Genomic DNA, 14,052 nt, shown 5'->3' on the forward strand with positions numbered 1-14,052 from the left:
TAGTGCAAATCCGTGTGGCACACCCCGCACGCCTGCACCCGCACCACCGCCTCACCCGGACCCGGATCAGGAACGATGATGGTGGTGACCTCGACGGGCGCTCCCTTGCCGGTCGCCACGACGGCGCGAACCTCGGACACGTACACCTCCAGGAGTGGGTTTTCCGCCGCCCGAACAGCCGCATTCACCCGGCTGCGGGCGCTCTCGCGAACAGGGCCGGAAATGCGCATACCGGCATCTGTAGACGATCACGACCATACCCCCCGATCGGCCGTAGCCACCGGGTGCTCGACTGCGGTTCCGTCTGGGAGGGTCCCACTCGGGCCCGCCCCTCTTCGACACGGTGCGTGAACCGACGACTACTGTACGGTGTCGCCGACGGAGGAACGAGGAGCACATCATGGTCGACGCGCAACGCCTGTTGTCCAGGGAAATGGACATCGACCGGCCTTGCGCGGCGCGGATCTACGACGCGTTCCTCGGCGGTGGCCACAACTTCGGCGTGGAGCGCGAGTTCGCCGAGCGGTTGCAGACCGCGATGCCCGGGGTGGCCGGGGTGTTCCGGGACAACCGGGCGTTCCTGCGGCGCACCGTGGAACACCTGCTGGCGCGCGGCGTGCGGCAGTTCCTCGAACTCGGCTCCGGGATACCGACCATCGGGCACGTGCACGAGGTCGCCGCCCGCCGCACCCGCCGGTTCAGCGTGCTGTACGTGGACAACGAGCCGCTCACCGTCGCGCACAGCAGGCCGCTGCTCGACGCCGAACCGCGGGCCGCGATCATCCGCGCCGACATCCGCGAGCCCGATGTGGTGCTCGGTTCCCCCGCGGCCGCGAGCCTGATCGACTTCTCCGAGCCGGTGGCGCTGGTGATGTCCGCGGTGCTGCACTTCGTCCCCGACGACGACGATCCGATGCGGCTGGTGCGCGCCTACCAGGACGCGGTGGCCCCCGGCAGCGCGCTCGTGCTTTCCCACCTGTGCGCCAGCGAGGAACCCGAGCCGATGAACCTGCTCGCCGCGTTCTACGAGGAGACGGCCGACCCGGTGGTGGCGCGCCCCGTCGAGTGGCTCACCGAGTGCTTCGGCGCGTTCGAGCGGCAGCCGCCCGGCACCTGCTACATCGGCGACTGGCGACCCGAACCGGACCAGCCCCCGCACCGCCACCCCCGCTACCGCATCCTCCACGGCGGCGTCGCCCGCAAACCCTGACCCGCGCCACCGGCCCATCCGCGTCGAGCGGCTCGGCCACTCGCCCGACTTCCACTCCGCTAACCTGCGCGGCGCGCTGATCGGTTCCCCGTCAGCGGCGGAGCCGCCGAGCCGACGACCACGCACGCCACCGGCACCGCAGCGGGTTCTCAGCGGCTTCCTCGCGAGGACAGCGATGTCACGTGTGGCGGAGCGATCCCGCAGCGCGGAAACCGCTGAGGTTCCGCCACCCGAGCACGACGCGGCAGAAGCAGCGGGACAGTCAGTGAGGTACCCAGGAGTCGGAGAACAGGCAGCTCACCTGGAAGCAGGACGGACGAAGAGGAGCAGGATTCCGGCGAGGACCGCGGCCGCTCCCGCCGCCAGCCACGCCGTGCCGAGTCCCGCGTGCTCGCCGAGGAACCCGAACAGCAGCGGCCCCGCGCTGCCGCCGAAGTAGATGCCGGTCTGGGTGAACGAGGTCGCGCTCGCCACCCGGTCGGGGGCGATCTTGGCGACGGAGAAGTTGAGCAGCCCCGGCCACGCCCACCCCGCGCCGAACCCGATGGACACGCCGATCAGGAACAGCGACATCGAGCCCGTGGCCATCAGCGCGTACCCCAGCGACCCCACGACCAGCATGATCGTGATGACCCGCAGCAGGTTCACCGCCCAGCGGTCCGCGACCACCCCGGCCAGCAGCCGGATCGTCAGCCCGGCCGCCGAGGCCAGCGACAGCACCAGGCCCGCGGCCGACGGGCTGAACCCGACGTCCACCGCGGTGGTGGTCACGAACGCGCCCTGCGCGTTGGCCGCGGCCGAACCGAGCCCGCCCGCGATGGCGATCAGCAGCAGCGCCACGAACCGGGACTCGCCACCGGACTCGGCGGCCGCGGGCCGGGCGGAGCGCTCCGCCTGCGGCAGCGACGGCACGAACAGCGCCGCCAGCAGCCCGATCACCCCGGCGAACACGAACACCCAGCGCCAGCCGATGGTCAGCGCGATCGCGGGCACCGCCGCCCCGGCCAGCAGCGTCGCCAGCGGGATCGAGGACTGCTTCACGCCGAAGCCCATGCCGCGCCGGTGCGCGGGCACGCCCTGCGTGATCAGCAGGTTCGCGGCGGGCTGCGCCAGCGAGTTCGGCAGCCCGGACAGGCACAGCAGCACCAGCAGCCAGCCCGCGTCGTGCACCGCGCTGATCCCCAGCAGGCACACGGCGCTGCCCGCGGCACCCAGCCGCATGCCCAGCCGGGAACCGATGCGCTCCACCACCCAGCCCATGAAGCGGGAGGCGAGCGCGGCGACGGCGAAGAACGCGGCGGCCGCTCCGCCCAGCAGCGCGGCGCCGAAACCGAGTTCCCGCTGCAGCTGCACGCCGAGCCCGCCGACGAGGAACACCGGGAACACGCCGACGGTGACGACCGCCGCCACCGAGGCGAGCACTCGCGCGGGCCCGACCTGGCGCGCTCGCAGGGGACCGCCACCGACCACCGCTGCCGCCATCGATCCGCCTCCGTTCGTCGGCCGCCGCGGGTGGGCAAGCCCGCTACCAGCGTGTGAACCGGCGAACCGTTTAGCAACGCTAACGTGACGCATACCTCCGGGCACCACGCGAATGCGCTCGTCCGCCGTCTTGACGTCGCGTCCGCCAGCCGCCACGGTCGATCAGGTGGCCATCGACGGCCACGTGTGGACGCGGACTGGAGGCGGGCCGGGTGGGCGCCGAGTTGAGCGGAATCCCGTCGGCGAACGTGCCCGAGCCGGTGCGGCTCGACGCGGTCGAGCTGTCCTGGTCGATCCGGCAGCGCGAGCTGAGCTGCGTGCAGGTCGCCGAAGCGTTCCTCACCCAGATCGACCGGTTCAACCCGCTGGTCAACGCCATCGTGTCGCGCGCCGACGAGGAGGACGTGCTCGCGCAGGCCCGCGCCCGGGACGCCGAGCTGGACCGCGGCGAGTACTCCGGGTGGATGCACGGGTTCCCGATCGCGGTGAAGGACCTCAGCGACGCGGCCGGATTCCCCACCACGGCCGGTTTCGAACGCCCGGAACCCGCCGCCGCGGACGCGCCGTTCGTGCGCCGGATGAAGGCGGCGGGCGCGATCGTGGTGGGCAAGACGAACGTCCCCGAGTTCGGGCTCGGCTCGCACACGTTCAACTCGTTGTTCGGCACCACCACCAACCCGTACGACCTGTCCCGCATCGCGGGCGGCAGCAGCGGTGGGGCCGCGGCGGCGCTGGCGATGCGGATGCTGCCGGTCGCCGACGGCAGCGACTTCATGGGCTCGCTGCGGACGCCCGCCGCGTTCTGCAACGTGCTGTCGCTGCGGCCCGGGTTCGGCCGGGTGCCCGGTCCCGGGTTCGTCGCCGAACCGTCGGTGGTGGGGCCGATGGCGCGCACCATCCGGGACCTGGCGATGCTGCTGTCCACCGTGGCCGGTCCGGACGAGCGAGCACCGCTGAGCCTGCCGCAGGATCCGGCGCTGTTCGCCGAATCGCCACGCCGCGACGTGGCGGGGCTGCGCATCGGCTGGATCGGGGACTTCGACGGTTACCTGCCGACCGAGCCGGGCGTGCTGGACCTGTGCCGGGACGCGGCTCGGCTGTTCGAGCAGCTGGGCTGCGTGGTGGAACCGGCGCCGCGGCTGCCCGTGGAGCAGGCGTGGGAGACGTTCCTGCTGTGGCGGCGCTGGATGATCGGCGAGGGGCTGCACGAGGTCTACCGCTCCCCCACCGCCCGCGCCCGGATGAAACCGGAGGCGCGGTACGAGGCGGAGGGCTACCTGGAGCTGACGGTGCGCGACATCGCCGCGGCCCGCGCCGGGCGGGACGCGTGGCGGGAGTCCGTGTCGGACCTGTTCGACCGCTTCGACTTCCTGCTCGCGCCCAGCACCCAGGTGTTCCCGTTCGACGCGGGCCTGCGCTGGCCGGCGGAGATCGACGGCACCCCGATGGACACCTACCACCGCTGGATGGAGGCGTCGGTGCCGTGGACCCTGTCGGGGCATCCGGTGCTGAACCTGCCCGCCGGGTTCAACGACGCGGGACTGCCCACCGGGGTGCAGCTCATCGGGCCGGGGCACGGCGAGTGGCCGCTGCTGCAGCTGGGCCACGCCTACGAGCAGGCGAGCGATTGGGTGCACACCGTGCTCCCGCCGCCGTTGACCTGAGTCCGCGCCGCGGCGCCACGGTGGCGCGGGCGCCGCACCCCCCAGTGCCGCAACCCCCAAGCGCCGCTACCCCACAACCCCGCAGTGCCGCAGTGTGGCAGCGCGGCAGGCCCGCACTGCCGCAGCCCTGCGGTGCCGCGGCGCTACACCCCGCGGCAGCGCGACTCGCAACACCACAAGCCCCGCAACACCACAAGCCCCGCAGCGGCACGAGCTCCGCAGCACCGCGCCCCGCAGCGACACGACGCCGCAGCGCCACTGCTCCGGTGTTCCGCTCGCACTGCTCCGGTGGCTCCGCGATTTCCCGGTGGTGCGGGGGAATTCGCGAGTCCGGGGTGGCGCCGAGCCGGTGATCAGTGCGAACGTCCGTTCCGCGGTTCTCCCGGCGGCCCGCTCGCCGCAATTTCTCACGAACTCGGGGCGTATTTGATATCTGCGGCGGGGTGCGCCGACCGGGGACGACCGTGTGCAAGGCTGCACCCGTCAGGTCGGTTTTTCGGGAAGGTGACGAGTTGGGTACCGAGGTTTTCTCCCTCCAGGACAAAGTGGCACTGGTGACCGGTGCCGGGCAGGGAATCGGTCTGGAGATCGCGAAGGCGCTGCGGTCGGCGGGCGCCCACGTGGTGATCGGCGAGATCAACCCGGAGACCGGCAATGCCGCCGCCGAGCAGGTCGAGGGTGATTTCCTCCCGCTCGACGTGACGGACTCGGCCGCGGTGGCCGACGCGGTGGCGCGGATCGTGGCCGACCACGGCCGCATCGACGTGTCCGTGCACAACGCGGGCATGGTGCGCAACGAGCCCGCCGAGGAGATGAGCGACGAGTCCTGGCGCCGCGTCCTCGGGCTGAACCTGGACGGGGTGTTCTACTGCTCCCGCGAGGTCGGCAAGCAGATGCTCGCCCAGGGGTCCGGTTCGATCATCAACATCGCCTCGATGTCGGGCATGATCTCGAACCACCCGCAGCCGCAGGTCTCGTACAACGCGTCCAAGGCCGGCGTGATCATGTTGACCAAGTCCCTGGCCGGCGAGTGGGCTCGCCGCGGCGTCCGGGTCAACTCGATCTCGCCGGGCTACACCGGCACCGACCTGCTGCTGGGCGTGCAGAACACCCAGCCGGAGTGGTTCAACGGCTGGATGGAGCAGACCCCGATGGGCCGCGCCGGTCGTCCGGACGAGCTGGGCCCGGTCGCGGTGTTCCTGGCGTCCGAGGCCAGCAGCTTCGTCACCGGCAGCAACGTCGTCGCCGACGGCGGCTTCACCATCTGGTGAGCCGACCCGGCTGATCGCCCGGCCGGTCCTGATCACGCGTCACGACCGGCCGGGACGTCGTCGCACTACCGGAACGCGTTGCTCCCGGTGAGGGCTTGGCCGATGGTCAGGGCGTGCATCTCGCCGGTTCCTTCGTAGGTGAGCACCGATTCCAGGTTGGTCATGTGCCGGATCACCGGGTATTCCAGCGAGATCCCGTTGGCGCCGAGCACGGTCCGCGCGCTGCGGGCGACTTCCAGCGCGCCGCGCACGTTGTCGAGCTTGCCGAAGCTGACCTGCTGCGGCAGCAGGGTTCCGGCGTCCTTGCGCTTGCCGAGGTGCAACGCGAGCAGCCGCGCGTTCTGCACCCGCACCGCCATGTCGGCGAGCTTCTGCTGGGTGAGCTGGAAACCGGCGATGGGCTTGCCGAACTGCTCGCGGCTGCGCGCGTAGTCGAGCGCGGTGTCCAGGCAGTTGCGGGCCGCGCCGGTGGCGCCCCAGACGATCCCGTAGCGCGCTTCGTTCAGGCAGCTCAGCGGCCCGCGCAGCCCCACGGCTCCGGGCAGCGCCGCGGCGTCCGGCAGCCGCACCCCGTCGAGCACCAGCTCGCTGGTCACCGAGGCGCGCAGCGACAGCTTCTTCTTCAGCTCCGGTGCGGCGAATCCCGGGGTGTCGGTGGGGACGACGAATCCCCGCACGCCCTCCTCGGTCTGCGCCCACACCACGGCGACGTCGGCGATGCTTCCGTTGGTGATCCACATCTTGCGGCCGTCGAGCACCCAGTCCGTGCCGTCCCGCCGGGCGCGGGTGGTCATCGACGCCGGGTCCGAGCCGTGGTCGGGTTCGGTGAGGCCGAAGCAGCCGATGGCCTCGCCCGCGGCCATCTTCGGCAACCACTGCTGCTTGTGCTCTTCGGATCCCCAGCGCCAGATGCCGTACATGGCCAGCGAGCCCTGCACCGACACCAGCGAGCGCAGCCCGGAGTCGGCGGCTTCCAGCTCCTCGCAGGCGACGCCGTAGTCGACGGCGGAGGCGCCCGCGCAGCCGTAGCCCTCCAGGTGCATGCCGAGCACGCCGAGCTTGCCCAGTTCGCGGGCGAGTTCGCGGGCCTGCGGGAACTCGCCGTGTTCGAACCAGTCGGCGACGTGCGGCTGCACGAGGTCCCGGCAGAGGGCTCGCACGCTGTCGCGCAGCGCGAGCTGTTCGGTGGTCAGCTCGGCGTCGATGCCCAGCGGATCACGGGGATCGAAGTCGGGTTTGGCGCTCATCGGTGGCCTCCTCGGGCTGGGTCGTCGGACAGCGGTGGCAGCGGGTGCGGTTCCGCGGCGAGCCAGCCGCGGACCTCGTCGGTGTGCTCGCCGAGGCGGGGCGGAGCGAGCGGATCGGCGACGTCGATGTCGGAGAACTCGATCGGCATCCGGGCTTGGGCCACTCCCCCGTCGCCGGGGTCGACCACCGGGCGCAGGCCGAGCGATTCCGCGTAGTGCACCGCGTGCGAGAGGTCGTTGACCTGCCCGCAGGCGATGCCGGCCCGGTGCAGCCGAGCCTGCCAGTCGCTCGCCCGCCGGGCGCCGAGCACGTTCTCCAGGCGCCGCACGAGTTCCGTCCGGTTCGCGACGCGTTCGGCGTTGGCGGCGAACCGCGGGTCGTCGGCCAGCCCGATCAGGCCGAGCGCGTCGGTGAACCGGCGGAACTGCGCGTCGTTGCCGACGGCCACCGCGAGCAGCCCGTCCTCGCAGCGCAGCGTCTCGTACGGGGCGATGCTGGGGTGCCGGTTGCCCATCCGCTCGGGCGCGATGCCGGTGGTGAGCAGGCCGCTCATCTGGTTGACGAGGGCGGCGAGCAGGCTGGAGAGCAGGTTGACCTCGATGTGCTGCCCCAGCCCGGTGGCATCGCGCTGTCGCAGCGCGGCGAGGATGCCGAGCCCGAGGTCCTTGCCGGTGAGCACGTCGACGACGGCGACCCCGACCTTGGTGGGCGGCCCGTCGGGTGCGCCGGTGATGCTCATCAGCCCGCCGACCGCCTGCACCACGAAGTCGTAGCCGGGCAGGTCCGCGCCGGGGCCGCTGCCGAAACCGGAGACGGACGCGTAGATCAGCGCGGGGTTGAGCTCGCGCGCGCCGTCGGGGTCGAGCCCGCAGCGGTCCAGCACGCCGGGCCGGAAGTTCTCCACCAGCACGTCGGCGCGCCGCACGAGCTCCCGCGCCGCGTCCCGGTCCCGTTCGTCGTCGAAGTCGAGCACCACGCTGCGCTTGCTGCGGTTGACCGACTCGAAGTAGGCGGAGCCGCGGTCGGTCCACGGTGGACCCCAGCCGCGGGTGTCGTCTCCGGTGCCGGGCCGTTCCACCTTGATCACGGTGGCGCCGAGGTCGGCCAGCGCCATCGTCGCGTACGGACCGGCCAGCACCCGGCTGAAGTCCGCCACCACGATGCCGTCCAGCGGCAGTGCCCGTCCCATCACCGACCCACCTTCCGGTTCCAGGCCCGTTCGGGCCGGGCGAGCCACGCGGCGGCGTTCGCGCGCGGGCAACGGGATTTCCGGACCGGAGCCCGCGCCGCGGATCGCGCGGGCCGGATTCCGGCACCTGGGACGCGCGGCGAATCGTGTTGCGCTCTCCCCGGATTGGATCCAATATACAGTGATCGGACGCCGGGTCAACACGCTGCGCGCCTCTCGAACGAGTGATCGCACGGCCGGGCGCCCCGGGACCATCCGCACGACGAACCGGCGGGAGCCGATGCCAGCAGACCCGAATCCGCGCCCGCCGACGCCGCCCGATCTGCGCTGGCACGACCTGCGCGGGACCGACCGGCCACCGACCACGCAGGCGTTCGTGCTGGACGCGCTGCGCCGGGCCATCACCACCGGTTCGCTGGCCCCGGGCAGGCCGATCCGGCAGGACGCGATCGCCCAGGAGCTCGGCGTCAGCCGCGTTCCGCTGCGGGAGGCGCTGAAGACGCTGGAGGCGGAGGGCCAGGTGGTCTACCGGCCGCACCGCGGCTACGCGGTCGCCGAGCTCTCGCTGGACGATCTGCTGGAGGTGTACCGGCTGCGCGCGCTGCTGGAGTCGGAGGCCGCCGAGGCCGCGGCGGGCCGCTTCGAGGAGGCGGACCTGCACCGGGTCGAGGAGGCCGCGCGGGACGTGGAGCGCGCGGCGGACGCGGACGACCTGGTCGGCATGATCACGGCGAACCGCCGGTTCCACTTCGCGCTGCTGGAGCCGTGCGGGCTGCCGCGGCTGCTGCGGATCGTGCGCACGCTGTGGGACGCGACGGACGCGTACCGGGCGGTGTACTACAACGAGGGCGCGAACCGGGAGCGGGTGCGCGCCGAGCACGAGGCGATCCTCCGCGCGGCCACCGCGGGCGAGGCCGAGCGGCTGGTCGCGCTGCTCGACGAGCACCGGGACCACGCGGTCGCCGCACTCCGCGGCACCATCGGCTGACCTCCGGGGCTCCGGGCGGCCCGACCACCGGTCCCACCGCAGCCCGCAGCCCCCGGCCGGCGCCTCGTCCCACCCGGCGGCGAAGCCGCTGCGCGGCGGCGCGCGCCCGGCACCGTGGCGGGTTCTCAGCGACTTCCTCGCGAGGACACCGATGTCGCCGCGTGCCGGACACACAGCAGACATCGATCCCGCGGCGAGGAAACCGCTGAGGTTCCGCCACCGACCACTACGCGGCAGAAGTAGCGAGACAGGCGGTCAGGTTCCGCCGGCCCGGCCCGTCGCGGCAGGATCGGCGGCGGATGCTCAGGAGTACTCGTAGAACCCGCGGCCGGACTTCTTGCCGTACAGCCCCGCGTCCACCATCCGCTGCAGCAGCGGCGGCGCCGCGTACAGCTGCTCCTTGTACTCGTCGTACATCGAGTCGGCGATCGCCTTGAGCGTGTCCAGGCCGACCAGGTCGGCCAGCGCCAGCGGCCCCATCGGGTGGGCGCAACCGAGCACCATGCCGTTGTCGATGTCCTCGGCCGCGGCGATGCCGCTCTCGAACATCCGGACCGCGGAGAGCAGGTACGGCACCAGGAGCGCGTTCACCACGAACCCGGAGCGGTCCTGGGCGCGGATGGTCTGCTTGCCGAGCCCGTCGGTGGCGAACTCGGCGGCCCGCCGCACCGTGTCCTCGGAGGTGACCAGCGAGGGCACCAGTTCGACGAGCTTGAGCACCGGAACCGGGTTGAAGAAGTGCACGCCGATGACCTGCGCGGGCCGCGAGGTGGCGGCGGCGAGCTTCGCGATCGGGATCGAAGAGGTGTTGGAGGCGAGGATCGCGTCCGGGTCGGTGAGGACCCGGTCGAGTTCGGCGAACACCCCGGTCTTGAGCTGCTCGTTCTCGGCGATGGCCTCGATGACGAGCTGGCGGTCCGCGAGTTCGGCGAGCTCGGTGGTGAACCGGAGGCGGCCGAGCGCGGCGTCCCGGTCGGCTTCGGCGAGCTTGCCGCGGCCGACGGCGCGGTCCAGGGACTTGGTGATGCGGGCTCGACCCGCTTCGGCGGCCTGCTCGCTGACCTCCGAGACGATGACGTCCAGTCCACTGCGAGCGCTGACTTCGGCGATGCCCGCCCCCATCAGTCCGGAGCCCACCACGCCTACGCGTTCGATTCCCGTCACCACACCGATCCTTCCGTCCGACTGCGTCGTCGGGTCGTGCTCGACCGACGCGGCGATGATGCCAAAGGGAACGGTGACCGGCGGGTCCAAGGTGCTGTAGGACACGGGATCCGGGAAGCGTCGTGGTTCGCTCCGGGCGCTTCGAAGAAGTCGGGCCGCAGTGCTCCGGCCCGACTTCTCCACTCCCCGAAAGCCCCCGAGCTCCCCGAAAGCCCCCCGCCTCACACCCTGACCCCCCAGGGTTCCATCATCGTATATCAACAGCGGCGGACAGATCCACTACTTCCGCCCACCGGTGTGGACGAGATCATCACGACATCGGCGGTGTCGCGGAGATCGCGACCCCTTACAGTCGAGGCGTGCCCCACCCATCCGGCTCCGACTCCACCGACGCCCCCGAGGACCAGGTCTCGGGGAGTTCCATCAGCGTGCACGTGTTCGCCGAGCGCCTCACCGAACTGCTGGCGGCGCAGCCCGATCCGGAGACGGGGAAGCCGTACGGCAGCGAGCGGATGGCGGGACTGCTGACCGCGCGCGGGGTGCGGATGTCCGGCACGCACATGTGGCACCTGCGCACCGGCCGCGCGGTTCCGCGGCTCACCGAGGTGGTGGCGTTCGCCGAGTTCTTCGGCGTGGGCCTGGACTTCTTCGACCCGGCGATCGCGCCGGAGCTGCTGGCGCAGTGGCGGCTGGCCGGGCAGTTGCGCAGCCACGGCGTGGAGGAGGTGGCGCTGCGCCAGCTCACCGACCAGTTCCCGGAGCAGGACCGGCAGCACGTGGCGGACGCGATCCTCGGGGTGCTGCACGGTTTCAAGGCGTTGCGCGCCGCGGACCAGCAGCCGGAGCAGCGGTGAGGCTGCTGGTGTGGGACGAGGGGCCGAGCCGGAGTTCGCGCTGGTTGCTGCGCAGGCGCAGCGGGAAGCGGCTGGACGCGCTGGGCCTGCCGCGCCGGTTCACCGCGCAGCAGCTGCTGGAGCGGGCGCGCGAGCACCTGGGCCGGGACATCTACTTCGCGGCCGTGGAGCTGCCGCCGCGCGCGCCGAGCGGGCTGGCGCTGCTGCCGGAGGGCTGCGTGATCATCATCGCGGACGCGCGCACCACCCGCTGGCACCGCTGGCACATCTGGTTGCATGAGCTGATGCACCTGCTGTGGGGCCACGTGGGCCGGCCGCTGTCGGATCCGGCTCCGGCGTTGCGCTCGCTGTTCGGGGGCCTGCCGCCGGAGGTGCTGGACCGGGTGCTGACCCGCACCGGCTGCTCGGCGCACGAGGAGGCCGCGGCCGAGATGATGGCGTCGGTGGCGATGCGCCGGATCAGCTCGTGGGAACCGCCGCAGGCGCAGCAGGTTCCCGACGAGGCGCGGGAGATCCTGCACCGCTTCCAGTCGACCCTCGGGTGATCGGGTGTTCGCCGTCGTCTACCCGTTGGCGCTGCTGCTGCAGTTGAGCGCGTTCGCGTGGAAGCTGCGCGATTTCCTGCGCGATCCGCGGGATCCGCGGCTCGGCGCGATCACCTTGGCGCTGCTGTTCGTGGCGTGCGGGTTCAACTTCGCGATCCCCGGGGTGTACCTGGCGGTCGGTGCCGCGTCGGGGGTGCCGAACCTGTCGACGTTGGCGGTGTACTCGTCGATCGTGCTGTGCACCGCCTCGTTGCAGGTGTGCTCGGTGAACTTGGCGCGGCCCCGGGAGGAGGCGCAGCCGGCGGGCCGGGTGCTGGTGCTGGGCACGGCGGCGGTGCTGCTGGTGCTGGCCGGGACGTTCGCGCTGGCGCCGGTGCACGACGAGCCGCACGTGCTGGACTTCGACGCGCACTACTCGGGCGTGCCCGCGGTGGTCGGGTTCCTGGCGGTGTACCTGGGCGCGTATTCGGTGGGGCTGGTGCGCAGCGCGCTGATCTGCCTGCGGATCCGGCCGCACGCGCGGGAGCGCTGGTTGCGGCGGGGCGTGTCGCTGGTGCCGGTGGGCGTGCTGTTCGGCCTGGGCTATTCGGTGCTGAAGGTGGTCGCGGTGGCGGGCACCTGGCTCGGTGCGGACCTGGATGCGGTGAGCACAGTGGCGGCGCCGCTGAGCGCGACGGTCGGGGCGAGCGTGATGGCGGTGGGCTACGTGCTGCCGTCGGTGCCGCGGTTGCTGCGGCGGTGGCGGGCGCGCCGCTACCTGCGCCCGCTGTTGAAGGCGTTGCGGCCGCTGGATCCGGATCTGGTGCGCAACACGCGTTCGGAGTCGGCGGAGTACCGCTGGCTGATCGCCACCGATGACCTGCTGCGCGAGCTACGGCCCTACCTCGATCCGGCGGTGGTGCCGGTGGCGGAGCGGCATGCGGACCGTGCGGGCCTCACCGGTGAGCAGCGGGCGGCGACCGTCGAGGCGGCGCGGATCGCGGCCGGATTGCGCGCGCACGCGGCCGGGCGGCGGCCCGGTTCGGGCAGCGACATGATCCGCGAGGACTCCGGGATGGACGGTTCGGCGGCGGCGGTGTGGCGGTTCCCGGAGCAGGACCCGCACCGCGACTTGGCGGAGGAGTTGCACTGGTCGTGCCTGATCGGCAAGGCGTTCCAGGAACCGCACCCGGTGGTGCGGGACGTGCTGGCGGAGCTGGACGAGGACCGGAGCCCGGCGCCGTGACCGATCCGTTCACCGCGCCCGACCCGTTCGAGGCGCTGGCGGAGCTGCGCGCGGCCGGACCGGTGCACCGGGTGTCCACTCCGGACGGTCCGGGCGCGTGGCTGGTGACCCGGTACGCGGAGGTGCGGGCCGCGCTGGGCGATCAGCGGCTGGCGCTGAACCGCTCGCACTCGCACGGCGCGGACTACGCGGGTTTCGACCTGCCACCGCAGCTGGACGCGCACCTGCTCAACAGCGATCCGCCGCGGCACACCCGGTTGCGGCGGCAGATCGCGCCGAGCTTCACCGCGCAGCGGGTGCGCGAGCTGGCGCCGCAGGTGCAGCAGGTCGCCGAGCGGCTGGCGGCGGCGCTGCCGGACGAGGTGGACCTGGTCGCGGAGTTCGCGGTCCCGCTGCCGGTGCGGGTGATCGCGGAGCTGCTGCCGCTGCCGGAGCAGGCGCGCGCCGAGTTCACCGGCTGGGCGGATGCGCTGCTGCGCCACGCCCCCGGCGCGGAGCCGCGGGCGCGGGACACGATGCGGGACATGCGCCGGATCATCGGCGGCGCGCTGGGTTCGGCGCCGCCCGCGGGGTCGCTGCTGTCGGGGCTGCTGGCGGCCCGCGCCGGGGGCGAGCTGGACGACGACGAGCTGACCAGCATGGTGTTCTACCTGCTGTTCGTCTGGTACGAGATCATGGTGCACGCGGTGTCGGCCGCGGTGCTGCGGCTGCTGGGCGCGGAGCCCGCACTGCTGGACTCCGGCGTGGAGGAGGTGCTGCGCTGCCACCCGCCGCAGCTGCTGGCGGCGCCGCGCTACCCGCTGTCGGACCTGGAGATCGGCGGGGTTCCGGTGCGCGCCGGGGACACGCTGCTGCTGTCGCTGGCGTCGGCGAACCGGGACGAGCGGGTGTTCGCGGACGCGGCGGTGTTCCGCCCGGAGCGCTCGCCGAACCCGCACCTGAGCTTGGGCCACGGCATCCACTCGTGCCCGGCTTCGGCGTTGACCAGGGTGATCGCGGCGAGCGCGGTGCGGGCGCTGCGGGCGCGGCGGCCGGGGTTGTCGCTGGACGTTCCCGCGGAGTCCGCGACGTGGCGCGGCAACTTCCGGCACCGGGGCCCTGCGGAACTGGTGGCGCGAGTGCGCCGCTGACGCGGGTCGTCCTCCCCGCCTGTTTCAAGGTATAGCGCACCCCGGGGCTTGTGGCAAGACCCCGGCACCCCCGCACACTGTG

General features: G+C 72.5%; 12 protein-coding genes and 1 pseudogene. 8 read left to right on the top strand and 5 right to left on the bottom strand.

Features of this window, described 5'->3' with window-relative positions:
• Nucleotides 1-230 (bottom strand): annotated as a pseudogene (locus ABZ805_RS11215) (hypothetical protein); the annotation flags it as partial.
• A gap of 170 nt (nucleotides 231-400) precedes the next feature.
• Between ABZ805_RS11215 and ABZ805_RS11220 the strand changes: the two are divergent.
• Nucleotides 401-1,210, top strand: a complete 810-nt coding sequence (locus ABZ805_RS11220) for an SAM-dependent methyltransferase (protein WP_358437713.1) — start codon at nucleotides 401-403, stop codon at nucleotides 1,208-1,210.
• 297 nt (nucleotides 1,211-1,507) lie between these two features.
• Here ABZ805_RS11220 and ABZ805_RS11225 read toward each other — a convergent pair whose 3' ends face one another.
• Nucleotides 1,508-2,692, bottom strand: a complete 1,185-nt coding sequence (locus ABZ805_RS11225) for an MFS transporter (protein WP_358437716.1) — start codon at nucleotides 2,690-2,692, stop codon at nucleotides 1,508-1,510.
• A gap of 212 nt (nucleotides 2,693-2,904) precedes the next feature.
• Between ABZ805_RS11225 and ABZ805_RS11230 the strand changes: the two genes are divergently transcribed.
• A complete protein-coding gene (locus tag ABZ805_RS11230; RefSeq protein ID WP_358437719.1) occupies nucleotides 2,905-4,356 on the top strand; it encodes an amidase in 1,452 nt (483 codons plus the stop codon).
• A gap of 512 nt (nucleotides 4,357-4,868) precedes the next feature.
• Nucleotides 4,869-5,627: an SDR family oxidoreductase gene (locus ABZ805_RS11235; protein ID WP_358437722.1), complete on the top strand. Its 759-nt coding sequence runs from the start codon at nucleotides 4,869-4,871 to the stop codon at nucleotides 5,625-5,627.
• Between the two features lie 65 nt (nucleotides 5,628-5,692).
• On the opposite strand, the gene ABZ805_RS11240 is transcribed toward ABZ805_RS11235, so the two are convergent.
• Both ABZ805_RS11240 and ABZ805_RS11245 read right to left on the bottom strand, forming a co-directional pair.
• Nucleotides 5,693-6,874 carry an acyl-CoA dehydrogenase family protein gene (locus ABZ805_RS11240; RefSeq protein WP_358437725.1) on the bottom strand — a complete coding sequence of 394 codons (1,182 nt, stop codon included), beginning with the start codon at nucleotides 6,872-6,874 and terminating at the stop codon, nucleotides 5,693-5,695.
• Nucleotides 6,871-8,064 carry a CoA transferase gene (locus tag ABZ805_RS11245; protein WP_358437728.1) on the bottom strand — a complete coding sequence of 398 codons (1,194 nt, stop codon included), beginning with the start codon at nucleotides 8,062-8,064 and terminating at the stop codon, nucleotides 6,871-6,873. Before ABZ805_RS11245 ends, ABZ805_RS11240 begins: the two co-directional genes overlap by 4 nt.
• Before the next feature lie 280 nt (nucleotides 8,065-8,344).
• On the opposite strand from ABZ805_RS11245, the gene ABZ805_RS11250 reads away from it, so the two are divergent.
• Entirely contained in the window at nucleotides 8,345-9,052 is a 708-nt protein-coding gene (locus ABZ805_RS11250; RefSeq protein WP_358437731.1) for a GntR family transcriptional regulator, read from the top strand.
• Nucleotides 9,053-9,355: 303 nt separating this feature from the next.
• Here ABZ805_RS11250 and ABZ805_RS11255 read toward each other — a convergent pair whose 3' ends face one another.
• On the bottom strand, nucleotides 9,356-10,216 hold the full coding sequence (locus tag ABZ805_RS11255; RefSeq protein WP_358437734.1) for a 3-hydroxybutyryl-CoA dehydrogenase: 861 nt from the start codon (nucleotides 10,214-10,216) through the stop codon (nucleotides 9,356-9,358).
• Between the two features lie 359 nt (nucleotides 10,217-10,575).
• On the opposite strand from ABZ805_RS11255, the gene ABZ805_RS11260 reads away from it, so the two are divergent.
• The 4 genes from ABZ805_RS11260 to ABZ805_RS11275 are packed head-to-tail and all read left to right on the top strand — an operon-like array spanning nucleotide 10,576 to nucleotide 13,970.
• A complete protein-coding gene (locus ABZ805_RS11260) occupies nucleotides 10,576-11,070 on the top strand; it encodes a hypothetical protein (protein ID WP_358437737.1) in 495 nt (164 codons plus the stop codon).
• Nucleotides 11,067-11,615, top strand: coding sequence for a hypothetical protein (locus ABZ805_RS11265; RefSeq protein WP_358437740.1), 549 nt, complete (start codon nucleotides 11,067-11,069; stop codon nucleotides 11,613-11,615). Before ABZ805_RS11260 ends, ABZ805_RS11265 begins: the two co-directional genes overlap by 4 nt.
• A gap of 4 nt (nucleotides 11,616-11,619) precedes the next feature.
• The gene (locus tag ABZ805_RS11270; RefSeq protein WP_358437743.1) at nucleotides 11,620-12,840 is read left to right on the top strand and encodes an MAB_1171c family putative transporter; all 1,221 of its coding nucleotides are present in this window, start codon (nucleotides 11,620-11,622) and stop codon (nucleotides 12,838-12,840) included.
• The gene (locus tag ABZ805_RS11275) at nucleotides 12,837-13,970 is read left to right on the top strand and encodes a cytochrome P450 (RefSeq protein ID WP_358437746.1); all 1,134 of its coding nucleotides are present in this window, start codon (nucleotides 12,837-12,839) and stop codon (nucleotides 13,968-13,970) included. The genes ABZ805_RS11270 and ABZ805_RS11275 overlap by 4 nt, the downstream gene beginning before the upstream one ends.
• Nucleotides 13,971-14,052 lie beyond the last annotated feature (82 nt).

Source organism: Saccharopolyspora sp. NPDC047091 (assembly GCF_040643635.1).
Lineage (GTDB): Bacteria > Actinomycetota > Actinomycetes > Mycobacteriales > Pseudonocardiaceae > Saccharopolyspora_C.

What these genes read in the sequence shown, in the direction of transcription:
- ABZ805_RS11220 (WP_358437713.1), top strand. Translation starts at nt 401, where the DNA reads ATGGTCGACGCGCAACGCCTGTTGTCCAGGGAAATGGACATCGACCGG.
- ABZ805_RS11225 (WP_358437716.1), bottom strand. Translation starts at nt 2,692, where the DNA reads ATGGCGGCAGCGGTGGTCGGTGGCGGTCCCCTGCGAGCGCGCCAGGTC.
- ABZ805_RS11240 (WP_358437725.1), bottom strand. Translation starts at nt 6,874, where the DNA reads ATGAGCGCCAAACCCGACTTCGATCCCCGTGATCCGCTGGGCATCGAC.
- ABZ805_RS11245 (WP_358437728.1), bottom strand. Translation starts at nt 8,064, where the DNA reads ATGGGACGGGCACTGCCGCTGGACGGCATCGTGGTGGCGGACTTCAGC.
- ABZ805_RS11250 (WP_358437731.1), top strand. Translation starts at nt 8,345, where the DNA reads ATGCCAGCAGACCCGAATCCGCGCCCGCCGACGCCGCCCGATCTGCGC.